The organism is Vibrio ruber DSM 16370, from assembly GCF_900163965.1.
GTDB lineage: Bacteria > Pseudomonadota > Gammaproteobacteria > Enterobacterales > Vibrionaceae > Vibrio > Vibrio ruber.
This window is the reverse complement of the sequence record NZ_FULE01000004.1, coordinates 1-25280: the sequence shown is the minus strand read 5'-3', so window position 1 is coordinate 25280 and position 25280 is coordinate 1. Positions and strand designations below refer to the sequence as shown.

At 44.3% G+C, this 25280-nt stretch carries 20 protein-coding genes and 1 pseudogene; 14 read left to right on the top strand and 7 right to left on the bottom strand.

Annotated features, from left to right (window positions below; all coding sequences use genetic code 11):
- Window positions 1-14: 14 nt before the first annotated feature.
- Both VR7878_RS00590 and fdhA read right to left on the bottom strand, forming a co-directional pair.
- Window positions 15-1301 (bottom strand): nucleoside permease, encoded by a 1287-nt coding sequence (locus VR7878_RS00590; RefSeq protein ID WP_077332436.1) that lies wholly within the window; start codon window positions 1299-1301, stop codon window positions 15-17.
- A 282-nt stretch (window positions 1302-1583) separates the two neighbouring features.
- The gene (fdhA, locus tag VR7878_RS00585) at window positions 1584-2783 is read right to left on the bottom strand and encodes a formaldehyde dehydrogenase, glutathione-independent (RefSeq protein ID WP_077332434.1); all 1200 of its coding nucleotides are present in this window, start codon (window positions 2781-2783) and stop codon (window positions 1584-1586) included.
- Between the two features lie 354 nt (window positions 2784-3137).
- Between fdhA and ahpC the strand changes: the two genes are divergently transcribed.
- The 4 genes from ahpC (at window position 3138) to VR7878_RS00560 (ending at window position 8628) form a co-directional block, all read left to right on the top strand.
- Window positions 3138-3695, top strand: a complete 558-nt coding sequence (ahpC, locus tag VR7878_RS00580; RefSeq protein WP_038184980.1) for an alkyl hydroperoxide reductase subunit C — start codon at window positions 3138-3140, stop codon at window positions 3693-3695.
- Window positions 3696-3835: 140 nt separating this feature from the next.
- The gene (gene ahpF, locus VR7878_RS00575) at window positions 3836-5404 is read left to right on the top strand and encodes an alkyl hydroperoxide reductase subunit F (RefSeq protein ID WP_077332432.1); all 1569 of its coding nucleotides are present in this window, start codon (window positions 3836-3838) and stop codon (window positions 5402-5404) included.
- A 393-nt stretch (window positions 5405-5797) separates the two neighbouring features.
- Window positions 5798-6328 (top strand): DUF3750 domain-containing protein, encoded by a 531-nt coding sequence (locus VR7878_RS00565; RefSeq protein ID WP_077332428.1) that lies wholly within the window; start codon window positions 5798-5800, stop codon window positions 6326-6328.
- Window positions 6329-6741: 413 nt separating this feature from the next.
- A complete protein-coding gene (locus VR7878_RS00560; protein ID WP_077332426.1) occupies window positions 6742-8628 on the top strand; it encodes an FAD-dependent oxidoreductase in 1887 nt (628 codons plus the stop codon).
- Window positions 8629-8748: 120 nt separating this feature from the next.
- Here VR7878_RS00560 and VR7878_RS00555 read toward each other — a convergent pair whose 3' ends face one another.
- Complete coding sequence (locus tag VR7878_RS00555) at window positions 8749-11064, bottom strand: FdhF/YdeP family oxidoreductase (RefSeq protein ID WP_077332424.1); 2316 nt, start codon at window positions 11062-11064, stop codon at window positions 8749-8751.
- A 768-nt stretch (window positions 11065-11832) separates the two neighbouring features.
- On the opposite strand from VR7878_RS00555, the gene VR7878_RS00550 reads away from it, so the two are divergent.
- The 5 genes from VR7878_RS00550 to dbpA all read left to right on the top strand — a co-directional run bounded on the left by VR7878_RS00550 (window position 11833) and on the right by dbpA (window position 16652).
- Window positions 11833-12213 (top strand): YybH family protein, encoded by a 381-nt coding sequence (locus VR7878_RS00550; protein ID WP_077332422.1) that lies wholly within the window; start codon window positions 11833-11835, stop codon window positions 12211-12213.
- Between the two features lie 44 nt (window positions 12214-12257).
- On the top strand, window positions 12258-12737 hold the full coding sequence (locus VR7878_RS00545) for a P-loop nucleotide/nucleoside kinase family protein (RefSeq protein ID WP_077332420.1): 480 nt from the start codon (window positions 12258-12260) through the stop codon (window positions 12735-12737).
- Between the two features lie 431 nt (window positions 12738-13168).
- Entirely contained in the window at window positions 13169-13846 is a 678-nt protein-coding gene (locus VR7878_RS00540) for a hypothetical protein (RefSeq protein WP_077332418.1), read from the top strand.
- Between the two features lie 148 nt (window positions 13847-13994).
- The gene (locus VR7878_RS00535) at window positions 13995-15185 is read left to right on the top strand and encodes a DEAD/DEAH box helicase (RefSeq protein ID WP_077332416.1); all 1191 of its coding nucleotides are present in this window, start codon (window positions 13995-13997) and stop codon (window positions 15183-15185) included.
- 81 nt (window positions 15186-15266) lie between these two features.
- On the top strand, window positions 15267-16652 hold the full coding sequence (gene dbpA / locus VR7878_RS00530) for an ATP-dependent RNA helicase DbpA (RefSeq protein ID WP_077332414.1): 1386 nt from the start codon (window positions 15267-15269) through the stop codon (window positions 16650-16652).
- Window positions 16653-16819: 167 nt separating this feature from the next.
- Here the strand turns inward: dbpA and VR7878_RS00525 are convergent, their stop codons facing one another.
- Window positions 16820-17167: a hypothetical protein gene (locus VR7878_RS00525; protein WP_235862819.1), complete on the bottom strand. Its 348-nt coding sequence runs from the start codon at window positions 17165-17167 to the stop codon at window positions 16820-16822.
- Between the two features lie 517 nt (window positions 17168-17684).
- Between VR7878_RS00525 and VR7878_RS00520 the strand changes: the two genes are divergently transcribed.
- On the top strand, window positions 17685-19223 hold the full coding sequence (locus VR7878_RS00520) for a bifunctional GNAT family N-acetyltransferase/carbon-nitrogen hydrolase family protein (protein ID WP_077332412.1): 1539 nt from the start codon (window positions 17685-17687) through the stop codon (window positions 19221-19223).
- A 91-nt stretch (window positions 19224-19314) separates the two neighbouring features.
- Here VR7878_RS00520 and VR7878_RS00515 read toward each other — a convergent pair whose 3' ends face one another.
- Window positions 19315-19638 (bottom strand): hypothetical protein, encoded by a 324-nt coding sequence (locus VR7878_RS00515; RefSeq protein ID WP_077332410.1) that lies wholly within the window; start codon window positions 19636-19638, stop codon window positions 19315-19317.
- Between the two features lie 224 nt (window positions 19639-19862).
- On the opposite strand from VR7878_RS00515, the gene VR7878_RS00510 reads away from it, so the two are divergent.
- On the top strand, window positions 19863-20855 hold the full coding sequence (locus VR7878_RS00510; protein WP_077332408.1) for an arabinan endo-1,5-alpha-L-arabinosidase: 993 nt from the start codon (window positions 19863-19865) through the stop codon (window positions 20853-20855).
- Window positions 20856-21062: 207 nt separating this feature from the next.
- The gene (locus VR7878_RS00505) at window positions 21063-21503 is read left to right on the top strand and encodes a DUF3069 domain-containing protein (protein WP_077332406.1); all 441 of its coding nucleotides are present in this window, start codon (window positions 21063-21065) and stop codon (window positions 21501-21503) included.
- Between the two features lie 56 nt (window positions 21504-21559).
- Here VR7878_RS00505 and VR7878_RS00500 read toward each other — a convergent pair whose 3' ends face one another.
- Window positions 21560-22330, bottom strand: coding sequence for an EAL domain-containing protein (locus tag VR7878_RS00500; RefSeq protein WP_077332404.1), 771 nt, complete (start codon window positions 22328-22330; stop codon window positions 21560-21562).
- A 572-nt stretch (window positions 22331-22902) separates the two neighbouring features.
- Here VR7878_RS00500 and VR7878_RS21525 point away from each other — a divergent pair.
- Window positions 22903-24201 (top strand): methyl-accepting chemotaxis protein, encoded by a 1299-nt coding sequence (locus VR7878_RS21525; RefSeq protein WP_205409399.1) that lies wholly within the window; start codon window positions 22903-22905, stop codon window positions 24199-24201.
- Window positions 24202-24417: 216 nt separating this feature from the next.
- Window positions 24418-25005, top strand: coding sequence for an FMN-dependent NADH-azoreductase (locus tag VR7878_RS00490; protein ID WP_077332400.1), 588 nt, complete (start codon window positions 24418-24420; stop codon window positions 25003-25005).
- Window positions 25006-25056: 51 nt separating this feature from the next.
- Here the strand turns inward: VR7878_RS00490 and VR7878_RS21285 are convergent.
- Window positions 25057-25280 (bottom strand): annotated as a pseudogene (locus VR7878_RS21285) (IS4 family transposase); the annotation flags it as partial.

Below are 25280 nucleotides of genomic sequence, written 5' to 3'. Positions count from 1 at the left end.
GAGCAGGGTTGAAATTAAGCTTGTGCTTTCTTCTGTCCGTCTGTGTTCTCTTGCTGAGACGCAAGAGGAATCGGTTTGATCTCTCCGTCCGGTTCACGGAAGAAGAAGATAAACAGTGCGAGGATGACTGCGATCATGATCCCACCAAAACTCCACATCCCTGCCCAGTCAAATGTCAAACCATGTTGCGGCGTGTCGTAGGCAAACATTTTTTCCATGAGGACACCGCCAAGCCGATACCCCAGTAAGCTACCAATTCCCTGACACCCGAGAGTTATCAGCCCCTGAGCAGCGGTTCGCATATGTGCAGGTGCTTTTTTGTCTACGTAGATATAAGCCGTAACAAAGTAGAAATCGTAACTGACACCATGCAATAAGATGCCTAAAAATAGCAGCGAGTACAGGTACCAGGCATCCGCATTCCCATAAGCGAAGAACCCATAACGAATCGCTGCGGTAAACAGACCAAGTAACAATACCTTTTTAATACCAAAGCGTTTAATAAAGAAAGGGAGTGCCAGCATAAAGAAAATTTCGGAAAACTGACCAAGCGTCATCCAACCGGTCGCGTGAGTCATCCCCACTTCTGTCAGGAAGCCATTGGCAAAGATGTAATAGAAAGCAAGCGGCATACTGAACATGAATGAGCAGATAAAGAATGCTAAGAAGTTTCTGTCTTTCAGTAACACCATGGCATCCAAACCAAGCATCACTTTCAGATCTAACTTACCGGTACTCTTCGGCGGTGTGTTTGGCAACATCAGGGCAAAGACCCCTAAGGCAGCAGAACTCAATGCTGTAATAATGAGCGGAATATTGCTGGAAGAAATATCACCATAGCCCAACCAACCCGGCAGGAAGCCAATTGCGATCCCTGAAGCAATCCAACCAATTGTTCCCATGACTCGAATTCGTGGGAAATCACGCTCAACATCAGCAACGTTGGAGAACGCAATACTATTCGTCAGCGCAATTGTCGGCATATAGGTAAGCGAGTAACCAAGTAAAAGCGGGAAGAAAGTGACAAACTCGGTTTGTTGTGCCGCAAGGTACATTAATACCGCCCCGGAGAGTAACATCACCGACAGAACCTTTTGTGCCGGAAAGAAACGGTCTGTAATCGAACCGACCAGAATCGGTGACAAAATCGCAGCGATTGCAGTACAAGCATATGACCAAGCAATCTCCGTCGGTGAAAAACCATGTGTATTTAAGATTTGCCATAACGGGACGAACCAAGCGCCCCATATAAACCATTCAATGAACATCATGAATGAGAGTTTGATATTAGTCGTTTTCATTTTTTATCCTTAGTACTGTAGGGTACACAAAAATGGTATAACAAATAACAATACCAATACAATACCATTATGTTCATTTTGTGATCATAAATAACATTTTAATCAATTAAATCCCCTCTTAAAAAATGAGGTATTCAACACTAACGCTACAAGAACAAAGAGCACTACAAGGACACACACCTCACGAAGAGTACCACCATAAAAAGTGCACAAAAAAACGCGCTGGGTATTGTATAACCCGGCGCGTTTGATATCTGCTGAATATCGGGTGGATGAGTAAATCTATGCGGCAACACTACCGTGTGGATCAATCACGAATTTCTTCGCAGCACCACCATCAAAATCAGCATAACCTTGAGGGGCTTGATCCAATGTGATCAGCTGAACGTTCACCGCTTTGGCTATGTTGACTTTATCAAACAAAATCGCCTGCATCAGGGAACGATGATATTTCATGACAGGACACTGACCGGTGTGAAATGAATGAGATTTCGCCCAACCGAGACCGAAACGCATACTCAACGCTCCAACTCTTGCGGCTTCATCGGTCGCTCCCGGATCATCCGTTACATACAGCCCCGGAATACCAATTTGACCGCCGGCACGCGTGATTTGCATGGCTGAGTTCAGCACTGCCGCAGGTGCTTCTTTCTGGTGACCGCCACAACCGCAACCATGTGCTTCAAAGCCAACACAGTCAACAAAGCAGTCAACTTCGCGTTCACCGAGAATCACTTCCAGCTTATCTTCCATATCACCGTCTTCACGCAGGTCGATTGTTTCACAGCCAAAGCTCCGCGCCTGTTCAAGACGTTCCTCGATCATGTCGCCGACGATCACACACGCAGCACCCAGCAGTTGAGCTGATACAGCAGCAGCGAGGCCAACCGGGCCAGCACCGGCAATATACACGGTTGAACCTGGGCCAACACCGGCAGTCACACAACCGTGGAAGCCGGTCGGGAAGATGTCAGACAGCAATGTCAGATCGCGGATTTTTTCCATCGCCTGATCGGAATCGGGGAATTTCAGCAGATTGAAATCAGCATACGGTACCATCACGTACTCTGACTGACCACCGACCCAGCCGCCCATATCGACATAACCATAAGCAGCGCCGGGACGTGCCGGATTGACATTCAGGCAGATGCCGGTCATACCGGATTTACAGTTACGACAGCGGCCGCAGGCAATGTTAAAAGGAACGGAAACGATATCACCGACATTGAGAAATTCGACGTCATCCCCTTTTTCAAGGATCACCCCCGTGATTTCATGACCCAGAACCAGCCCCGCCGGTGCCGTTGTCCGTCCGCGAACCATGTGCTGGTCACTACCACAAATATTGGTAGTCAGAACCTTGAGGATCACGCCATGGTTACACTTCCTTTTGCCCAAAGCCAACTCCGGAAAAGCGATTGATTCAACAGCGACTTGTCCCGGTCCTTTATACACAACACCGTGATTACTGGAATTGCACATTCTGTTCTCCTTACGTGAATTATTATTGTACTGCGCCTGCCACGTTAACGAGCGTGAATTCATCATAGATGTTTGTATACGACACCATTCAGTCCGGTCACGACTCGTCATTGTCAAGAAAGTGGTTTCTGTGGTGTTGATTAGACTTTTACAGCCACATGTAAACGCCTCAACGACCAACCTGCCCGACCACGGATGTGATAGTCAGGAATTATCCTGTTTTCTATAACAATAGATTCTTCCTATTGAATGAATAGCTACAAGTGATTTTATTTTGTGTTGCGGCAGTGCGAATATACTTCTCGAAGGCAAGATATTGCAAAGCTAACTAACTGAAAGGAAAGTGAAAATATTATGATCAATACAAAAATCAAACCATTTAGTGCAACTGCTTATAAAAACGGTGAATTTGTTGAAGTCACAGAAAAAAGTGTCGAAGGTAAGTGGGCAGTATTTTTCTTCTATCCAGCAGATTTTACATTTGTTTGCCCAACAGAATTAGGTGATCTTGCCGATCATTATGCTGAACTTCAAGAGCGTGGCGTTGAAGTATTCTCTGTCTCAACTGACACACACTTCACTCACAAAGCATGGCACGACAGCTCTGACACTATCGGTAAAATCCAGTATTACATGGTCGGCGACCAGACCGGTAACATCACCAACAACTTCGGCGTGATGCGTGAAGGTCAGGGTCTTGCAGACCGTGCAACATTCCTGATTGATCCTGAAGGTGTGATTCAGGCAATGGAAATCACTGCTGAAGGCATTGGCCGTGACGCTGAAGACCTGCTGAGAAAAGTGAAAGCAGCTCAATATGTTGCAGCACACCCAGGTGAAGTTTGCCCGGCAAAATGGAAAGAAGGTGAAGAAACACTGGCACCTTCGCTGGATCTTGTCGGCAAAATCTAAGGATTTTCTGATTTGAGAGCGGGCTGGATGTACCAAACGACCAACGCATCCGGCTTGCTCTCTCCCCTCTTCCAATTATCTAGAGTGGTCACTCTCTTTATCTAAAGACGTTTTTATCTAAAGACAAGGTGTAATCAAACATGCTAGACCAAGCGATCAAACAACAATTAAAACAATATCTCACAAACTTAAAAGAAGATGTCCGCTTAGTGGTCAGTCTAGATGAAAGTAAAGCATCTCAAGAAATTCTTTCTCTGGCTGAAGAAATCGCAACATTAAGCGACCATGTCTCGGTGGTTCACGATAATGCAGCCAGTGAGCGTAAACCGGTTATGGCAGTAACCAATCCGGAAAAAGGCACACAATTACGTTTTGCCGGTGTGCCAATGGGACACGAATTTACCTCATTGGTTTTAGCGCTGCTCCATTCGGGCGGTCATCCGATGAAACTTGAAGACGAAACCATCACACAGATTGCCAACCTGCATAAAAAACTGGATGTGGAAATCTTCATCTCGCTCTCATGCCAAAACTGTCCCGATGTCGTTCAGGCGTTCAACATGATGGCAGCGATCAATCCGGACATCCGAGTCACCATGATCGATGGTGCGCTATTTCAGGATGAAGTCAAACAACGTGATATTCTGGCGGTGCCAAGTGTATTCGTAAATGGCGAATTATTCGGACAAGGCCGGATGTCACTGGCAGAAATTTTGACCAAACTTGATGATGGCGCCGCCGAAAGAGCAGCCGCCAGTCTGAATGAAAAAGATCCATACGATGTTTTGGTCGTTGGTGGCGGCCCGGCTGGTGGTGCAGCAGCAGTTTATGCAGCCCGTAAAGGCATCCGCACCGGAATCGTTGCCAAACGTCTCGGTGGTCAAGTCATGGATACGATGGCGATAGAAAACTTTATCTCGGTCAAAAGAACCGAAGGGCCCAAACTGGCAGCCGATCTGGGTGAACATCTGAAAGAATACGATGTCGATGTCATTACCGATCAGCAGGCAGACCGCTTAATGGGCGCAGCTCATACCGACGATGGCTATATTCATATCAACCTTGAAAGCGGTGCGACACTTAAAAGTAAAAGTGTCATTCTCAGCCCGGGGGCACGCTGGAGAGAAATGAACGTTCCCGGAGAACACGAATACCGTAATAAAGGGGTAGCTTACTGCCCTCACTGTGACGGACCACTGTTTAAAGGCAAGAAAACCGCCGTTATCGGCGGCGGCAACTCCGGGATTGAAGCTGCCATTGATTTAGCCGGCATCGTGGAACATGTAACGGTCCTTGAATTTGCTGATGTGCTGCGTGCAGACCAAGTGCTGATTGATAAAGCGAATTCTCTGCCGAACATTGATATCATCACCATGGCACAGACAACTGAAGTCATCGGAGACGGTAAGCGGGTAACCGGCCTGAAGTATAAAGATCGTCATACCGATGAAGTTCATACCATACTATTGTCCGGCATTTTCGTACAGATTGGTTTGGTTCCCAATACTGAGTGGTTGAAAGATTCAGATGTGACACTGTCACCCAGAGGCGAAATCGAAATCGGTAGTCGGGGCGATACCAGCATGTCAGGTGTATTTGCTGCCGGAGATGCGACGACTGTCCCTTATAAGCAGATCATTATTGCCATGGGCGAAGGTGCCAAAGCCAGTCTGGGGGCATTTGATTACCTGATTCGTCATCAGGGCTGATATCCGTCAGCGAGTGTCGCGTTCATAACCGACAGTCACATACAACAGTGATTCCCCATAACATAACGCAAAACGGGCGCTGAAAATCAGTGCCCGTTTTTCATGGTTACCTCAAACAGCCCCCTTCTGTTGCCTATCCTCTCAACTGCTCTGGTGTCTGTCCCTTTAATTTCTTTAAATTTAAAAACGGATGTCTGTCCTTTCAATTTCTCTTTCAATTCCTGTTGCTTTTCGGGTGTCTGTCCCCTCAAGAATTTCCTTATTGCTACAGGCGTCTGTCCTTTCAATGATTCCAATGCAGACTGCCGAAAAATATGCCAGTTATGTCTTTTGCGCCTGAATTGTCTATAGTAGCGTAAGAATCCGTTATATTGTGTATAAGGACGTTCAACCATGCTTAGATATCTCTTGATAGTATTTGTGATACTCGGTGCTATCAGCTGCAGTGGTGGAGACTGGCGTACCGCGAGCCGCGAGCCCGCCGGTATCGCGCCGGAACCGGAGCAAGAAAAAGATGCAGTGATTGAAGTATATGCCGCAGATGCATTCGGCTGGCGCGGCTGGTTTGCCGTGCACACTTGGATTGCCCTGAAACCGAAAAATGCTCCCGAATATACGGTTTATGAAGTGATCGGCTGGCGACTCAAGCAAGGACGCCCGGTACTGACCCAATATCAGACCAAACACCCGGATCGCTACTGGTATGGCGCTAAACCAGAGAAAGTCTTGTCGCTCCAGGGCGCAAAAGCGAGTCAGTTGATCCCTAAGATTACAGCAGCCATTGAATATTATCCGTGGGCAGATGAATACAATCTGTTTCCGGGGCCAAACAGTAATACATTTCCGGCATGGGTTGGCTTACAGGTACCGGCACTGGGATTGAAAATGCCTTTCCGGGCTATCGGAAGCGGCTACGCCAATTAATCCTGTTCTCTCTTGATGTGACCAACATTCAGTGTTTGTGGCAGTCATCGTATCCATAAGCTCATCCGGCCTATTCATACTTGTGCACATGATTGAAATGAAATAGCATACGTAAAAACAGACTAACAGTGTGGTTATTGTCTATTTGATGAATAATTTCAAGTAGATATTATTATGTTGGTGAATTATTCGTTGAATTCATCGATTTAATTCCGTTCATTTCAATTAAACATCACCACCGATGCTCATCTCAAAAATACACCAAAATACGAGCAGATCTTGCTTGATTCGGTCATACTGGATCCTTGAAAGTAATGAGAAGTGCGTCAGGACGATCACACTGTTTATGAGCTGGATATCAGAAAGCTCTGATGATCAGATACTCTGGTTATCAGGAACAATGGAGAGTCATCATGGTGAACATTATGATCGATGGGTCAACTTACACAGTCGATCCGAATCAAACCCTGCTCAGTGCGACAACAGCCTGTGGTATTGCCCTGCCTTCACTCTGTGATACCGATAATGCTGACGCGATTCATCAACATTGTGAACTCTGTGAGGTTGAAATTCACGGCATCGGTGTCGTCGCTGCATGTCAGGAAATGCCCGTCGAAGGTATGGTGATCACCACAACATCCAGCCACCTCTCAGAGCGCAGAAAAAAACATCTTCAGGACATCCTTTCTCAACCCAATATCATCTGTAGTGAACCGCCCTGTCAAACCGCCTGTCCTGCCCATGTCGATATTCAACAATATTTGGCGCTCATCGCACAGGGTCAATATCAACAAGCGATTGCCGTCATCAAAAAAACGTTACCAATGCCATTATCGATTGGCCGGGTATGCCCTGCTTTCTGTGAATCCGGATGTCAGCGACAACAATTGGATGAACCACTGGCAATCCGCCAGTTAAAACGCCACGCTGCTGACCATGATTTGGCGGCGTTGCAGTCTTATCTGCCAGAAAGAAAAGCAGAGAAACATAAAAAAATAGCCATTGTCGGCGCCGGACCGGGCGGGCTCAGTTGCGGCTATTTCCTGACAAATGAAGGTTATGATGTCACCATATTTGAAGCGATGCCTCAGGCGGGCGGATGGCTTCGCTATGGCATTCCCGAGTACCGGCTGCCCAAAGCAATTCTTGATCAGGAAATTGAGTTGATGTGTCGTCATGGTATGACCATCAAGACCGAACAGCGACTCGGCAAGGATTTCCGACTTTCGGCACTGAGTGACAATTATGATGCCGTTTGTCTGGCAATTGGTGCATCGCAAGCCAGCGGTATGGCATACCCCGGCAGTGATCTCGACGGCTGCTATCTTGGTGTCGATTTTCTGAAAGATCATATGCTTGATAAACGGTGTTCCGTCGGTCACAACGTTGCGGTCATCGGTGGCGGTAACACCGCCATTGACTGTGCCCGAACCGCGCTACGCCTCGGTGCACAGGCCACAATCATTTACCGCCGCTCCCGGGAAGAAATGCCGGCGGAAGATTATGAAATTGAAGAAGCCGAACATGAAGGGGTTCAATTTTATTTTCTGACTAATCCTGTCGAAAATATCGCTGATCAGAATGGCCGGGTCTGCCAGGTTAAACTGGAAAAAATGGCGTTGGGAGAACCAGATGCTTCCGGACGCAGACGCCCGCAGCCAACCGGTGAATTCATCACCGAATCTTTTGATACCGTAATATCTGCTATTTCACAGCAGACTGACGTCAGCTTCCTCGATAATGACAATATTGAGCTCCCGCTCAACCGTTATAAAACCATTGACGTTGATGAAGACAATATGTTCTCCGGCTCACATAATATTTTTGCAATCGGAGATTTTCGCCGGGGGCCGGCAACGGCTGTCGAAGCTGTTGCCGATGGCCGTAAAGCGGCATATGGTATTGACCGCTTTCTTGGCGGTGATATGGAAACACTGTATACCGAATCCTTCCGGGAAAGAAATGTCACCAGAAGTCACCTGATCCGGCCGGAGCATCTTAAAAAGCTCAAAGATGACCTTCGCTCGATCGTTCATGGCGACACACAAGAACAACTTGATCAGGCGCTGACACAGGCAATGCAGCATATTCTGAGAGCCAGAATGCCGGAACTGACACTGGAAGAGCGCCGCCTCAATTTCAGAGAGGTAGAAAAAGGGTTCACAGACCAGGCAGCGATCAATGAAGCCCGCCGTTGCCTGAGTTGTGGCTGTCCTGATGGGAATGACTGTAAACTCCGCCACTATGCAACGGAGTACCATGTCGATAAGTCTTTACTGCCGCATTCTGATTGTGCTTAAGCCAAGCAACGTGGTTCGGTAAACTCATACTTTAATGTCGACACATAGTGCCGCAATACAACAAGGGGCAGATATTTCTGCCCCTTGTTGTATTTCAGATAATCATCATTCAACTTCGGATCATGAATGGCGGTCATTGACTAATAAAGGTTCACTTTGCGTCGGAACCAGCATGACAGCAACCATTTTCGACGTCGGGGTATCGCTCCAATCCCCTTTACTGTCGAGAGGAATCAATGCATTCGCTTCCGGAAAATACGCTGCGACATTTCCCTGTGGGATTTGATACGGCACAACCTTAAAGTTATAAATTTTCCGCTGGACATCATCGGTCCAGATCGTTTCGACATCGACTCGTTCTTCCGGCTTTAAACCCAGTAACTCAATATCTTTCGGATTAAGGAAAATCACCTGCCGCTCTCCCCGAATCCCCCGGTAACGATCATCATATCCATAAACCGTGGTATTGTACTGATCGTGTGAGCGCATCGTCTGAAGCATAAAGACCGGTTTATCCGTCATACGCTGTGGATCAAACGACAATATATGTTCCGGTAGCTCGTTTGCCGCGATCATCGCTTTTCCCGAAGCGGTTTTCCAGTTCAGCTCTCTGGCGCTATTACCTAAATAAAACCCACCCGGTATATCGAGACGCTGATTGAAGTTATCAAAGCCGGGAATAGTCTGTTCAATCAAATCACGGATACGATCATAATTATCCGCCAGTGATTGCCAGTCAACCGGGTTATGTTCGCCCAGTGTTGCTTTAGCAATTCCCACCACAATTGCCACTTCTGAGCGAATCGACTCCTCACTCATATCAACCCGTCCGGATGAAGCATGAACCATTGAGAATGAATCCTCGACGGTGACCCGCTGTTCACCACTGGCCTGCATATCAATATCGGTACGCCCCAGACATGGTAAAATTAACGATGCTTTCCCCGGGTTGACATGGCTGCGGTTGAGCTTCGTCGCGATATGGACTGTCAGTTCACACTGACGCATCGCTTCTGCTACCCGGGCTGTATCCGGTGCCGCGGCCACCAGATTGCCTCCCAAACCGATAAAGACTTTACTGTCACCACGGGCCATCGCTTGCAATGCATGATGCACATTATGACCATGCGCTTGTGGCGGGCGGAATCCGAATACCTTTTCGATATTATTCAGTAATGCTTGTGGCGGATGATCATTGATACCCACCGTCCGATCGCCCTGTACATTCGAGTGACCACGAACCGGACACAACCCCGCTCCCGGTTTGCCAATCTGACCAAACAGTAATTGTAAATTAACCAACTCTTCGATAATGGCAACCGAATGTTTGTGCTGCGTAATACCCATTGCCCAGGTTACTATGCGTTTTTCCGCATGAAGATAAATATCGGCCGCTTGAATAATTTCATCCTGAGTCAGGCCTGATTGCTGAGTAATAGCCGACCAAGAGGTTGCTTCAACCTGTTCGAGATAAGCGGATAGTCCCTCGGTATGCTGTTCTATAAACGCTAAATCAAACACCGACTCGCCCCGTTGTACCGCGGCCTGATGATACCCCAGCAACACTTTAACGATGCCGCGCACGACTGCCATATCGCCACCCAGTTTCGGCATGAAATAGTGACTGGTTGTCGGTGTCGAACTGTTACTGATCATTTCCAGTGAGTGTTGCGGATTGGTAAAGCGCTCCAATCCTCGCTCTTTCAGATTGTTGAAAGCAACAACTTTGGCACCGCGCCGATAGGCATCACTCAGTGTTTCGAGCATCCGGGGATGGTTGGTGCCCGGGTTTTGTCCGAATAAGAAAATTGCATCCGCATGTTCAAAATCATCGATAGTTACCGTGCCTTTGCCGATACCAATACTTTTTCCCAGTGCATAACTGGTTGCTTCATGGCACATATTGGAACAGTCAGGAAAATTATTGGTACCAAAACGACGGACAAATAACTGATAAACAAAAGCGGCCTCATTGCTCGCTCGCCCTGAGGTATAGAATTCAGCCTGATTGGGGTCTTCCAGTAAATTCAGATAACTGGCCACCATCTCGTAAGCATCTTCCCAACAGATCGGCTCATAGTGATCCGTATCCGGGTTATAGCTCATCGGCTCATTGAGACGCCCCTGATATTCGAGAAAATAATCCGTCTGCTTATTCAACCAGTCGACTGAATATTGCGCAAAAAATTCCCGGCCGACCCGGCGAGATGTTGCTTCCCAGTTCACTGCTTTCGCACCGTTTTCACAAAAACGAAACCGTCCCGGAACCCCTTTCTCACCCCAGGCACACCCCGGACAGTCAAACCCGTGATCTTGATTTGTACGCAATAGATTTGATATGTTTTTCGCTACATTCTCACTCTTGAATAAATGCTGAGTCGTTGCTTTTAAAGCCCCCCACCCACCGGCAGAACCTGAATATTTTTTATAACTCATGTGCTTCTCTTCTTATTCTTGATGTTCAGAAAACATCCGCCAATGCAATGCCCGTAATACGAATGCATCATTCGTATCCGGTCAATCAGGCACCTCTTCCATCACATTAAGTAGTCACAAAGACGAGAGAGATAGATAGAAACTGCATATCCGTTTTCTTACATGAACAAACGAACACGCATAAAAACGTCTAAATGATAACACGCTCAAAAACTCCCAAATGACTAAAAACGACAAATATCAGTTTAGTTTCACCGTAAACGATGCTGGTTATTTGTTAGGAGGCCGAACTCATGCTGAAAAAGAAAGAAACCTGACTTGAACGCATCGAAAATACTCCTTAGCAATGACCTGGGTCAATAAATAGCCCTCAGCCCAAATTTTTACTCAAATACTCATTTTGTAATGTTCCATACAATTTGTTGAATATTAATTAGTATTTTATGTCATTTAACAGCAAGGTTACTGATAAAACCAAAAATAGAATCATATTTTCCATTAATGAAACTTTTTGCTTAACATTGAAATACAGGGTTGTTTCTAATTCATAAATGATATACATATATGTGCATATTATTTTATTTGACGGGTGTAGAATTCGGATGACCGAACCTTATATTCGTGTCATTTTATAAGCAAACCGTAAAGTATGTTTCTTACGACAATGTCCCTTACAAACAATGTCCCTTACAAACAATGTCTTTTACAAACAATGACTCTTGCAAACAATGTTTGTTGAACAATCAGACCATTAATGATGGAGAAATAATGAATCATCCAGTTATCGAACAAATCAAAAAAGCAGATCAAGCCATTGTTACAGAGGATTTTGATTCCCTGATGAATATTTATACTGAGGATGCAGTTCTAGTCATAGAACCCGGTAAAAATGCTGTCGGTAAAGCTGCCATCCGTAAAGCCTTTGAAGCCATCGCCGTTTATTTCAAAAATGGATTGCAAGTCAAGCAGCAAGGGTTAGAAGTACTCGAATCAGGCAACACAGCACTGGTTTTGGCAAATACGGTAATATCTGCACCGACATATTCTGAAGTGACACGCAAAGCGACTTATGTTTTTACTAAAAATGCTCAAGGAATTTGGTTATGCTCAATCGATAATTCATATGGCCATGAAATTATCGGTCAATAGTTTTTAATTGAATGTCAGATTGTAACCAGAGATAAAGAATACCTATGACCAAGATATATTCTATATGCGGCTTTATTGGTTCAGGGAAAACAACATATGCCAAAGCACTGGCGAAAAAATATGGGGCGTTTCGCTTTTCTATCGATGAATGGATGATCCCATTATATGGCGAGCATATAGAACGGGATGTGTTTGACCACCGCCTGTCAACGCTAAAAGCGTTATTTGAAGACGCGACATTACAACTTCTCTCCCTTGGCACCCCTGTCATTTTCGATTTCGGACTTTGGACCAGAACTGAACGCCAAGCTTTTCAGGATTGGGCATCCGGTATCGGCGTGGAGCATGAAATTCACTATTTGGATATTAGCTTTGATATTTGTAAACAACGAGCAATGGCCCGCAATACAACTTTAGAAGGTAAGTCTTACGAGATGACACCAGAAATGTTGGATTTATTCTGGTCCAAGTTTGAAGTTCCGAATCCAGATGAAAACGTTATTTGGGTCTCGCAAAAGGATTGAATCAAATGAGGGAGTTCGAGGACGATGACCACCTTCCCTGACTTTCTCAGTGGTTTCCGGTAAATCAATAGTCCCCCACCGATAAACGGTCATTGTGCACATTGCGCTCATCATCAATGAACACATCTATTCTAGAGAATATGTAATGACGAACCGCAAGCACATGACATGTTCCGCATTTTTATTGATTACTAATGATATTTAGTTGATAAACCAAAATATTATCGTCATCTTATGACCTAAAAATGATCAGTATTGTCCATTAAAAATATGATTTTAGCATTGATATACACAAGCACGCATAGCTTGGTGAAGTTATCTGCAAGCTCATTTATAAATTGCCGCTCTATATCAACCAATGGTCCAGTCAAAACGACGGTTCAGTCAAACCATCAGCAATCATTGAATATGTTTAGGCTGTAAGGGAAGTTATGTATAAAAAATTAAGCATTATTTTATCGTCAGCACTCATCACTGCATGTTCCGGTGGAACAATTGGTGGATTGTTACCGGCTCCCAAAATATTACATGGGAAATTAGATGGCTTAACTTATACTTCGCCACAAGGTGACTTGAAGATTACAGCGCCAGTTACCGAAGATCACGGAGAGTGGACCTACACACAAATCAAAGAACATTCTGAAAATACACCGGACCAAAGAGATACTTTCGTCGGATTTAAAACGCCTTACGATAGTCACTTTTATTCTGCTGAAGTGGTAAACTATAAGCATCTTCCGCCGCTCACCGACAAGCAGTTTGTGCGATTCAAGAATGAAAATTTAAAGCGAATGATAAATACCACGGAAGAACGCTGGGGAAGTCAAGTGAAACAACTCAATGAAACCAGTATTCATTGCGCAAACAATCAATCTTTCACCTATACGATATTGAAACAAAACATCACATCTTACGAACTCAACTTTGTGAAATACTATTTAGTTTCTCAATCTTATCAAGGAAATAGCGTCGCAATTGTCACAAGCGAACTGAATTTCGATTTAAGAAACACACGTCCTAACGAGGCTGAAGCTGATATCAAGAATGCAAAGTATACCAAACATCAGACATTCACATGTTCTTTGGAATACAATCCACTAGCGAGCTAGACAGCCATCTGGAGAATGCCGCTGACACCGATTGGTGAAGCGGCAATTTTCTTGCTCCCCCGAACAGATAAAGCTCTCATCAAGACCGACTTCGTGCTAGAATCGCGCGTTTTGTTTATTCAGCCGCGCCAAAGCATCAGAGGTCACTATGTCATTCGCGAAACTCGGACTCAGTCCTCCCCTACTTCAAGCTATTAGTGAACTTGGGTATCTTCAGCCAACGACGATTCAGAATCAGGCCATTCCTGTAATTCTACAGGAACATGACCTCATTGCTGCGGCACAAACCGGCACCGGTAAAACCGCCGGATTTGTCCTCCCAATCCTGAACCGGCTCGCACAAGGACAAACTCAGCGTAAAAAACGCATTCGGGCTTTGATATTAGTCCCCACTCGAGAGCTGGCAATTCAGGTCGCGGAGAAAATCACCCAATACGGTCAATATCTCCCCCTGACATCTCTCGCAATTTATGGTGGCGTTGATGAAAAACCCCAGAAACAACATCTGATTGAAGGCGTTGATATACTGGTGGCAACCCCGGGGCGACTACTCGATCTGTACCATCAACGGGCGGTTTACTTCGAAGAAGTCGAAGTGCTTGTCCTTGATGAAGCAGACCGAATGCTGGATATGGGATTTATCGATGATCTGAATAAAATTCTTGATCGGCTGCCAGAAAATATTCAACACCTATTATTTTCAGCGACGTTATCACATAAGGTTCGTGATCTGGCGAAGACAGCGGTCCACAATCCACGCGAAATTACTATTGCCGCGAATCAGGCTTCTAAACCCAATATTGAACAGTGGTTGATCACCGTTGATAAAGACAAAAAATCAGCACTGCTGGCTCATCTGATTCAGGAGAACCAATGGGATCAAGCACTCATCTTCATTGAAACCAAACATGGTGCAGCCAAACTGGTCAGTCAGTTGGAGAAACGCGGTATTCAGGCCGAAGCCTTTCATAGTGGTCGTAGCCAGGCAATCCGAGCCAAGTTGCTGGATGATTTTAAAACCGGCCAGATCAAATATATGATCGCAACAGGTGTAGCAGCCCGAGGTATCGATATTGATTCACTACAACGTGTGATCAACTACGATCTGCCTTTTCCTGCGGATGAATATGTGCACCGCATCGGCCGAACCGGAAGAGCCAATGCATCCGGTGAAGCTATCTCTTTTGTTTCTAAAGATAATTTTAAAAATTTGTGCATGATTGAAAGCCGCCTTGGTCACTTAATCGAGCGTAGAGAAGTTGCCGGATTCGAACCGAAAAAACCGGTTCCGATCTCTATTCTGAATTATGTACCAAAACATAAACGGACTCAGTCATAGCCGTTCAATTGATATTTGGTTCGAAGTATCTATAGACTGCACGATCCGCAACCCAGTTCAACCTATATGAGGAATGCCCTTGTGAGCCAGTTACCTTTTTCTTCTCTGCCTTTATCTCCGGAACTATTGCAGAGCCTCGACGCCCTTGGTTATACCCATATGACGCCAATTCAAGCGCAAAGTCTGCCTTTTCTTCTTCAGGGAAAAGATATTATCGGACAGGGAAAAACCGGTTCGGGCAAGACCGCAGCATTTGGACTCAGCTTACTGCATAATCTGAATGTGAAACGCTTTCGCATACAGTCACTGGTTCTCTGTCCAACTCGTGAGCTGGCGGAACAAGTCGCTAATGAGATCCGTTCACTGGCAAAAACCATCCATAACATAAAAGTGCTGACACTCTGCGGTGGCATGCCGATGGGCCCGCAAATCGGTTCTCTCGCTCACGGTGCGCATATTTTGGTTGGCACGCCGGGACGAATTCTTGACCATTTGCAGAAAGGTCGGATCGATTTATCAGAATTAAATACGTTGGTCTTAGATGAAGCTGACCGAATGCTGGAGATGGGCTTTCAAGACGCATTAGATGCCATTATTGACCACGTTCCGTCTCAACGACAAACCTTGCTGTTCAGTGCAACATTTCCAGCGCAGATTCAGTCAATTGCACAGCGGATCATGCAAAACCCTGAGTGGATCAAAGTCGAGTCTACTCATGATAATACCTCCATTCATCAGGCATTCTATCAAGTCGGTAATGATGAAGACCGCTTACTGGCACTGAAAAAACTGCTCCTTGCTCATCAACCGGAATCAACCGTTATTTTCTGCAACACCAAACGTGAGGTGCAAGAGGTAGCCGATTCTCTCTACCACGATGGTTTCAGCGTTATCGATTTACATGGCGATCTGGAACAGCGGGAGCGAAACCAATCATTGGTCCAGTTTACCAATAAAAGTGTCTCGATTCTCATCGCAACTGATGTTGCAGCCCGGGGGCTGGATGTTGACCAACTCGATATGGTCATTAATTATCGTCTGTCGCGCGATCCAGAGGTCCACGTTCACCGAATCGGCCGGACAGGCCGAGCGGGCAGCAAGGGGATGGCATGTAGTCTTTTCAGTGCCAACGAAGGCATTCGGGTAGCTCAGATCGATGAATACATGAACACCCCGATTGATCCGGTTGCGTTACCGGCTGATGATGTGCTCAACCGCTCACCATTTGAACCTGAGATGGTCACCATTGAAATCTCTGGCGGCAAAAAACAAAAAGTCCGTGCCGGCGATATTCTCGGTGCCCTTACCGGCCAGCAAGGTATTGAAGGCAAACAAGTCGGAAAAATTAATTTGTTCGATATGCGTGCTTATGTTGCCGTACATAAAAATGTCGGTAAAAAGGCTGTGAAAAAGCTAGAAAATGGCAAAATAAAAGGACGCTCTTTCAGAGCGCGAATCATCAAGTGAGTCAATATCATAATAAAATTCAGATGATATTTCCCAGATAGATTTATATTAATCAATTTATTATTTTTTGAAATCATGTGAATAAAAATATCCCGGTATTGGATGATGCCGGGATAGTGATTCATTCATAATCTGATAAATATTTATAGAAAGTTTCGCAATTCAGATTATTCAGAAATTTGAAACTCAATAATGTGGCACATATGCCCGACAGGTGTATCGACTCCTTCAGTCACGACTTTGACAGTTTTCTTTGCCACATATGCTGCCATTAATGCGGACATCATACCTTTACTACCGGGATCATTTTCATTGATATATGACCAAGACGGATTTTTGGGGCCGTTGTGACAATGCCAAGCTCCGGGGTTATTTGATATAACCCGAAAGTGAAAATTCGTCGGACCCGACATAAAAATAGAACTAATTTTAAATGCTGCCGGATATTCTGCCGCCTGAATTGAACCACTCAGAGCAATTCCCATTACAATCAAACTTCGAAAAAAGTTTTTCATTGATATTCCTAAATAGTGTCAAAAATAATGATAACTTCTGAACGATTAAATAAGTTTTTCTGGAGTTATCGCGAAACTTTAAATTGTATCAGCCTCTTCGAATGTTTCAATAATTCTGATATTTAATTCAGCAATTAAACGTGAGCTTCTCACTTCGATAAAGTGTCTGTCCCTATAACACTCCCTGTAACGCTTTCCTATAACGAAAGTGCCTGTCCTCATAACTTAACTCAACCAACAAGAACAACACTCTGGTTCATTTTTAACCGCTTCAATATGAACTGACACACGTGGCACAGATGTGACTAAAATAGTGTCTGTCCTTGTAACTGATCCCCACTCCAACTTTGTTGGACATACCAGGTGCTTTATGAGTAAAGTAATTGATAACAAAAACCTAACCGATACCCGACTCATTTACTAGGTTATTTATGGTACACTTATAAATATTTCCCACCGTAAAATTACGTTAGGCAAGTCCGACACATAATCAAATAAAAAGAATCCAGAGGTACTTATGAAAACGTCCAACCCGCGATTGACACTGCGTGTGATTGAAAAGAGTGATTACGATGAGCTCGCAGCGCTCATGGATCTCGTCTTTCCAGATGTCGGGGGAGCATGGCCAAAAATGACCATCATGGATCTTATCCGCCAATTTCCAGACGGGCAGATCTGTATTGAAGACAACGGTAAGATTGTTGCCGCAGCGTTAACCATAAAAGTTGATTACAACCGTTACTCACTCCCCCATGTTTACACAGACATTGTTGATAAAAACGACGTGATTCAACACAACCCACACGGTGATGCAATGTATGGGCTCGATGTTTTCGTCCATCCTGACTATCGCGGTATGCGTTTAGGCCGACGTTTATATCATGCGCGCAAAGAGCTTTGTCAGAGTGAAAACCTCAAAGCGATTCTGACCGGGGGCAGAATCACGGGTTACCACAAATACTCTGATGAGATGAGAGTCACCGAATATATTGAGCAGGTTAAACGAAAAACCATTCACGACCCGATCCTCTCCTTCCAGCTCGCCAATGACTTTGATGTTAAACGGATTATGCGCCACTATTTGCCCGAGGATGATAAATCTCAGGGCTATGCGACACTCCTTGAATGGGATAACTTCTTTTATGAAGAAGACCAGTCATCCATTCATGAACTCGATAAAACGCTTGTTCGTATTGGTATCGTCCAATGGCAAATGCGTCAGGTCACGAGTCTGGAAGATTTACTCGAACAATCTGAATTCTTTATCAGCTCATTATCAAACTATAAAGCCGACTTTGCACTCTTTCCTGAGTTTTTCAATGCACCATTGATGGGTCTTCAGCACGATCAAAATTCAGTCGAAGCCATTCGTTACCTTGCATCGTTTAGTGAAGCAATTAAACAGCGCTTTTCTGAACTTGCCATCACATACAACATCAATATTATTGCTGGTAGTATGCCCGAGGAGCGAGATGGTAAATTGTACAATATCTCTTATTTGCTTCATCGTGACGGTATGATTGATGAACAATTGAAGGTTCATATTACTCCGCATGAACAACGCGACTGGGTCATCGATGGGGGTAATGAAATCGGTGTATTTGAAACTGATGCGGGACGTGTTGGCATTCTCATCTGTTACGATAGTGAGTTCCCGGAACTTGGACGAATGATGGCAGAAAAGGATGTACAAATTATGTTTGTGCCGTTTTGGACTGACACCAAAAATGGCTATCAACGCGTTCGCCTCTGTTCACAAGCCCGGGCGATTGAAAATGAGTGTTATGTTGCAATCGGTGGCAGTGTCGGTAACTTGCCCCGTGTGGATAACGTGGATATTCAATACGCACAATCTGCGGTATTTTCACCATCCGATATCTTCTTCCCGCACGATGCAACTATCGCAGAAGCAAGCCCGAACACAGAAATGATCATTTTTGCCGATGTTGATCTGGATAAACTGAAACAGCTAAATACTGAAGGTTCAGTCACTAACTTACGTCACCGCCGTCTTGATGTTTACGGTGGGTTTACGCAACCGAAATCAGGTAAATAGTTAAAAAAGGAGGGAAACCTCCTTTTTCTTATTGGTTTAAAGTGTCTGTCCTTATAACCTTGACCATGACACACATCATTCATACAGAAAATTATTGCCAGTATATATCCTGAACTTTAAACCAATTCCCTTCACATCCATTAATTGTCACAGTGAGTTTTTGTCCTGCGGTTTTTGCTGCCAGAATAACCGACTTAAATGCACCATCTGCGTTCGATACACCCGCCCAACCATTACTTTTAGTACATTGACCGGAACTCACCGCATTGGGATATCCCTGACTCAATTTCAAAGCAATCGCTCCAGATGGGGTGACAAAAACGTTACTCACAATACCCGTATCTTGTGAATAATTTGCGGCATTCGCAGATATCGTCAAAAACAAAGCACTACCCATCAAAATTTTCTTATACATAGAACATCAGTCCTTATCATCAAATATATGGAGAATGAGATAGCTATACATCATATCACCTATTCTGTTGAATGACTGTCCTTATAAAAAACTTGAAGTGTCCGCTGTGTCGATGTTTACGTCTGGCTTCAAGTGTCTGTCCTTATAACTAGACTGATCTCAATAAATATAAAACATCATTCATATAATATTGATATTCCAATAACTCACTCCAAAGGATCACTATGAGAAGGATAATACAGGCGTTTATTTCAATACTGCTTAGTTTGGGAATGCTATCAAACATATATGCTGCTCAGGTCGAAGTGCATGACCCGGTAATGGCGCGCGAAAACGGTATTTACTATGTATTCAGTACCGGACCGGGTATCACAATGTACTCATCCACTGACAAAGTTCACTGGAAATACGCTGATCGTGTCTTTAGCACTGAGCCGACATGGGCAAGATCCGTCGCCCCGGAATTTAATGGTCACCTCTGGGCTCCGGAGATCTACGAGAAAAATGGCAAGTTTTATCTTTATTATTCGGTGTCAGCATTCGGCAAAAATACGTCAGCTATCGGTGTCACTGTCAACCAAACACTCAATCCTGATTCACCGGATTATCACTGGCAAGATCAGGGCATCGTAATCCAGTCGGTACCGGATCGCGATAACTGGAACGCCATTGACCCGGCTATTGTCGAAGATGACAATGGCAATATCTGGATGAGTTTTGGATCATTCTGGAGCGGTCTGAAACTGGTCAAACTCAACCCAGACATGAAGAGCCTCGCACAGCCACAAGCGTGGTTTGATATTGCTTCCCGTCCCGGTGTGACAGATAACCCGGTTGAAGCCCCCTTTATCTTTAAAAAAGATGGCTACTACTATTTGTTCGTTTCATTCGATTTTTGCTGCCGTGGCGTGAACAGCACTTATAAAGTGATGGTTGGACGCAGCCAGAGTGTACAAGGCCCCTATTACGATAAAAATGGGGTCTCAATGTTAAACGGTGGCGGTTCTTTGGTTCTTGAAGGTAATCAGGACTGGGCAGCACTTGGCCACAATTCGATTTATACCTTCGATCATCAGGATTACATCGTGCTCCACGCCTACGAAACGGCAGATAACGGTGTACAGAAGTTACGAATTCTAAAAGTTAACTGGGAAAACGGCTGGCCGGTCGTCAATCCTGACGAACTCAATACCAATACAACCGAACTGGTTGAGTAACCCGGCTTCAACACACTCATGTAGGGAAGTCATGTAGGGACAGTCATTTTCCTGTCCCTACAAAAATGCCTGTCCACAATAAAAATAAGGCGAAAACCTCTCCGATCTGCTCAGAATACTGACAACTGTCTCATTCTGCATACAGAATGAATTGACAACCAAAAACTTCCTTTTAGCATGGAGTTTTTAACCCGATGAGTGCCCTTTATGTCTGATACGACACAAAATCAAGAACCTCAGATTCAGCTTGATGACTTGTCTCCTGAACTACGTCAGGTCATTTTATTTGATGATGTTCCTCAGGAAATGTTTACAATGATCGCTTCGATCCATGAAGTCTCGGAAGAAGCCGTCAGAGAAGAATGGAATAGTCTGCCGGCCAGTGCGCAAAATATTTTAGATAATTTTGAACAATTTCATGCACTGGTATCAGTGAGTCAGGCGTTTGCCGGTATTGAAACCATGGAAGGCATTGCTGGGATGGATTTACCGGCTTCGATGGATGACCAAGCCAAAGAAGATTATCGGGCACAGATGCTGGATCAAGTGTTGTTCCAATGTGTGAAAGATATGATCAAACAACTGAAAAAAGCGCGCCGGGATCCTATTCTCAAGCGTGAGTTTATTGAAGTATTTCAATCGAATTAAGCGCTCTCAAACGGCAGGTACAATCGTATCGTACCTGCCGTGTTTCGATTGTGCTGTTATTCACCAACAAAAACCTGAGAATCAACTAAAGGCAGCCGATTGATTTCCGGTGCTGCAAAATAAAAGCCTTGCATAAAACGGATCCCCGCACGTTTTAACCAAAGCATTTCTTCTTTTGACTCAATCCCTTCAGCGATTACATCAATATTCAGTTCATTCATCATATTGAGCGAATGCTTCAAAATACACTGGCGAACCGGGTCTTGATGAATGTGCCGAATCAATGACATATCCAGTTTGACAATGTCGGTTTGGAGATCAGCAAGCAACCCCAATCCCGAGTAACCGGAGCCGAAATCATCGATCGCAGTTTTAAAACCTAAATTCTGATAAGTCCGGATGATTTCAAGCATTCCGCTGACATCTTCAATCGCTTCAACTTCCGTAAATTCAAAAATGATATTCTCGGTCGGAAATCTAAATCGATCCGCGACTGCCAGAGTGGCTTGTAAACACTGCTCTGGATGTAAGATGGCATTGGGTAGAAAATTAATGCTCAATAGCAGCTCCAAGCCAAGACGTGATGCATTTTCAATTGCCCTGACCCGACACATTTGGTCAAATGCGTAGCGACTATCTTTTTTTACTGAAGCAATGACTGTATCGGCATCTTCTTCATTTTGACCCCGTACCAGAGCTTCATAGCCAACAATCACATTTTTCTGACAATCCACAATCGGTTGAAATGCCGTTAAAAAGTATCCCATGCGTTCTTCACGATGAGATGAACAGCAATGCAGCAGATGTTCTGAGGACGTTGTTTTCATCAATTATCGCCTGCGTCAAAAAATATTCTCACTTTAACCCTAACCTGCTCTGAGCGCTTTCACAAGTCTCTTTACTTATGCGATTTAATTAACTAACTGATAAGTATGATATATGCATATATTTTATGATCAATTAGATTACCTGTTTCATGAGAATGTGATTTGAATGTTACCGAACCGTCAGTATATTGACGGAATGGTATATCCATTGCCAACAGAATTAGAAAAAATTTCTAGTGCCTGAATATAAAGGATGTTCAAATCAGAAGCTAACATCTAATCTATATTTCTGATATTAATCAAAAATTAATGATTCCAAACACCTTTTTGTGCTGCTATCCTGTCGCTATGTAACCCTTTTCATCGATTTTGCGTTTGTTTATTGAGTGCTACATAGCTTTAAAATACAATGAGATGAAGTGATAGACATTTTATATTGAATATATAATTTTCATTTATAACCATACTCCCACTCATAGCTTCTATAATTATTCATATCAGTGACAACATTGTGTGACTGAACACCTTGCTACATTTTTAATCCATGATCATTAAGGATTTTTCTCATGTTTATGAGCCGACAATTAAAATCTGATTTACAAAAAACACAACAACAATTACATACCTTACAAGGCACAACAACATCGATTGAAAGACATGTTGCTGTGGTTGAATTCGATATTGACGGTAAGCTAATCAATATCAATGACATTTTTTTGGATACGTTAGGCTACAAACGAGAAGAAGTCCTTGGCAAACATCATTCTATGCTCTGTTTTGATGATTACAGTCGCAGTCAGGAATATACTAAGTTTTGGAGGGAGCTGGCCGCCGGCCAATCACAACATGGTACATTCAGACGAAAGAGTAAAAGCGGAGAGAATGTCTGGCTAGAGGCAACCTACTTTCCGATCGTCATTGATAATAAAGTGGTTCGGATCATGAAAATCGCCAATGACGTCACAGATAAATATGAACAGAGTAAAACCAGAGAAAATATTCTGGATGCGTTAAACCGCTCGTTGGCAATTATTGAGTTTGAACCTGACGGCCATATTATCAGCGCGAATAAAAATTTTATGCAGACAATGGGATATACCCAAGAGCAGCTTAAAGGCAAACATCACCGAATTTTCTGTGATGAGGCTTTTATCCGCAATAACCCAAATTTCTGGCAAGAGCTGGGACGAGGTCAGTTTAAATCCGGTAAGTTTCTCCGCATTTCAAGTCATGGAGAACATGTCTGGCTCGAGGCGACTTATAATCCGATACTTAACGCTAATGGCAAAGTGACAAAAGTCATCAAGTTTGCATCGGATATTACCCAGCAGGAAAAACGGAATATTGCGATTGCCGAGTCCACCGATTTAGCCTTCAGTACCGCCGTGGAGACTTCTCAAATCGCAAAACAAGGCGCAAGTCAACTGGATGAAGCAGTCGAAGTCTCGAAGAAGATTACCAGTCAGGTTCAGGAAACCTCAGAAAAAATCCAGTCACTGAATGATAAATCCAAAAATATCGAAGAGATAGTCGATACCATCCGAGGAATTGCCGAACAGACTAACCTCCTCGCATTGAATGCAGCCATTGAAGCGGCTCGTGCCGGTGAACAAGGACGGGGGTTTGCCGTGGTTGCCGATGAGGTTCGTAAACTCGCATCCCGGACGGCTCAATCCACGGAAGAAATCGCCAACGTTGTCAATGAAACCCATCAACTGATGCTTTCGGCAACCTCGGCCATGTCTGAAGTCAATCAGATTGCCGGTGAGGGCATGGACAAAATATCTCAGGTTGCAACGGTAATCGATGAAATTTATCTGGGTGCAGAGAATATTTCCCGTTCTGTCAGTGAGTTAAACGAAAAGCTTTAACCCCTCACTCAACACATCAGCTATTGTGTTGACTGTCACCTCGCTCAGCGGGGTGACTCACTTTGAGTAGCAATTCATCACCTATGATCGACAGTATATCAATTCAATATTTTCGAATAGGTTCAGCAAATATTCCTACTTCTTTATCTTTCTCTGAGCACTAAAATATTTTTCTGTTTACAGTTCACATATTTCCAACTAAACAAGGAATTTATTATGTCTCATGTTCTTGCTCTGAAATCCAGTATTCTTGGTGAATATTCTCAATCCAGTAAACTGCTTGATGCTTATCTGGAGAAGTTTGGTGATGCACAGGTGACACTCCGTGATCTAGCGGCTAACCCACTTCCTGTACTCGATTTCTCGGTTGCTACAGCGCTTCGTGCCGCTGAAGACCTGAGTGATGAACAACAAGCTGTCGTCAATCTTTCTGATCAACTGATTGCTGAGATTAAAGCAGCTGACACAATCGTGATTGCAGCGCCAATGTATAACTTCACCATCCCGACACAGTTAAAAAACTGGTTCGATCTGATTGCGCGTGCCGGTGTTACTTTCCAATATACAGAAACGGGTGTTCAAGGCTTACTTGAGAATAAGAAAGTCGTGGTAATTACCACACGTGGCGGTATTCATCAGGGAAGTGCGACCGACAATGTCACCCCATACCTCAAAACCATTCTGGGCTTCATCGGCCTGACTGATGTTGAGTTTGCTTATGCTGAAGCACTGAATATGGGTGAAGAATCCGCAGCACAAGGCATTGCAGCCGCAAAAGACCAATTGAAAGCAATTGCGGTTTAATTATCTAGCGTTCATTGCCTCGCAGAAACAGCGCTCATGGCGTAATGCCAGTCAGTTAAGCTGACTGGCATTGTTCTTTTTATGTGGATACTTTCTGGGTTTTGGCTTTACCCACCTTGGGTAAGTTCTGTCTTCCCGCCTTGGTGGAAGCTTAAAGTAGCTCATTTGTTCCAATAAGGATTCATAATGTTTTGGGATATTACCTGGACTTGTCAGCGGTAAAGTTGCAAAAAACTGAGTGATTGCCATGGAACAACTGGTAAAACTGAGTTGAT

What these genes read in the sequence shown, in the direction of transcription:
- VR7878_RS00535 (WP_077332416.1), top strand. Translation starts at nt 13,995, where the DNA reads ATGTCATTCGCGAAACTCGGACTCAGTCCTCCCCTACTTCAAGCTATT.
- fdhA (WP_077332434.1), bottom strand. Translation starts at nt 2,783, where the DNA reads ATGTGCAATTCCAGTAATCACGGTGTTGTGTATAAAGGACCGGGACAA.
- VR7878_RS00560 (WP_077332426.1), top strand. Translation starts at nt 6,742, where the DNA reads ATGGTGAACATTATGATCGATGGGTCAACTTACACAGTCGATCCGAAT.
- ahpF (WP_077332432.1), top strand. Translation starts at nt 3,836, where the DNA reads ATGCTAGACCAAGCGATCAAACAACAATTAAAACAATATCTCACAAAC.
- VR7878_RS00550 (WP_077332422.1), top strand. Translation starts at nt 11,833, where the DNA reads ATGAATCATCCAGTTATCGAACAAATCAAAAAAGCAGATCAAGCCATT.
- VR7878_RS00510 (WP_077332408.1), top strand. Translation starts at nt 19,863, where the DNA reads ATGAGAAGGATAATACAGGCGTTTATTTCAATACTGCTTAGTTTGGGA.
- VR7878_RS00525 (WP_235862819.1), bottom strand. Translation starts at nt 17,167, where the DNA reads ATGAAAAACTTTTTTCGAAGTTTGATTGTAATGGGAATTGCTCTGAGT.
- VR7878_RS00515 (WP_077332410.1), bottom strand. Translation starts at nt 19,638, where the DNA reads ATGTATAAGAAAATTTTGATGGGTAGTGCTTTGTTTTTGACGATATCT.
- VR7878_RS00555 (WP_077332424.1), bottom strand. Translation starts at nt 11,064, where the DNA reads ATGAGTTATAAAAAATATTCAGGTTCTGCCGGTGGGTGGGGGGCTTTA.
- VR7878_RS00490 (WP_077332400.1), top strand. Translation starts at nt 24,418, where the DNA reads ATGTCTCATGTTCTTGCTCTGAAATCCAGTATTCTTGGTGAATATTCT.
- VR7878_RS00545 (WP_077332420.1), top strand. Translation starts at nt 12,258, where the DNA reads ATGACCAAGATATATTCTATATGCGGCTTTATTGGTTCAGGGAAAACA.
- VR7878_RS00500 (WP_077332404.1), bottom strand. Translation starts at nt 22,330, where the DNA reads ATGAAAACAACGTCCTCAGAACATCTGCTGCATTGCTGTTCATCTCAT.
- VR7878_RS00505 (WP_077332406.1), top strand. Translation starts at nt 21,063, where the DNA reads ATGTCTGATACGACACAAAATCAAGAACCTCAGATTCAGCTTGATGAC.
- VR7878_RS00590 (WP_077332436.1), bottom strand. Translation starts at nt 1,301, where the DNA reads ATGAAAACGACTAATATCAAACTCTCATTCATGATGTTCATTGAATGG.
- VR7878_RS00540 (WP_077332418.1), top strand. Translation starts at nt 13,169, where the DNA reads ATGTATAAAAAATTAAGCATTATTTTATCGTCAGCACTCATCACTGCA.
- VR7878_RS21525 (WP_205409399.1), top strand. Translation starts at nt 22,903, where the DNA reads ATGAGCCGACAATTAAAATCTGATTTACAAAAAACACAACAACAATTA.
- ahpC (WP_038184980.1), top strand. Translation starts at nt 3,138, where the DNA reads ATGATCAATACAAAAATCAAACCATTTAGTGCAACTGCTTATAAAAAC.
- VR7878_RS00565 (WP_077332428.1), top strand. Translation starts at nt 5,798, where the DNA reads ATGCTTAGATATCTCTTGATAGTATTTGTGATACTCGGTGCTATCAGC.
- VR7878_RS00520 (WP_077332412.1), top strand. Translation starts at nt 17,685, where the DNA reads ATGAAAACGTCCAACCCGCGATTGACACTGCGTGTGATTGAAAAGAGT.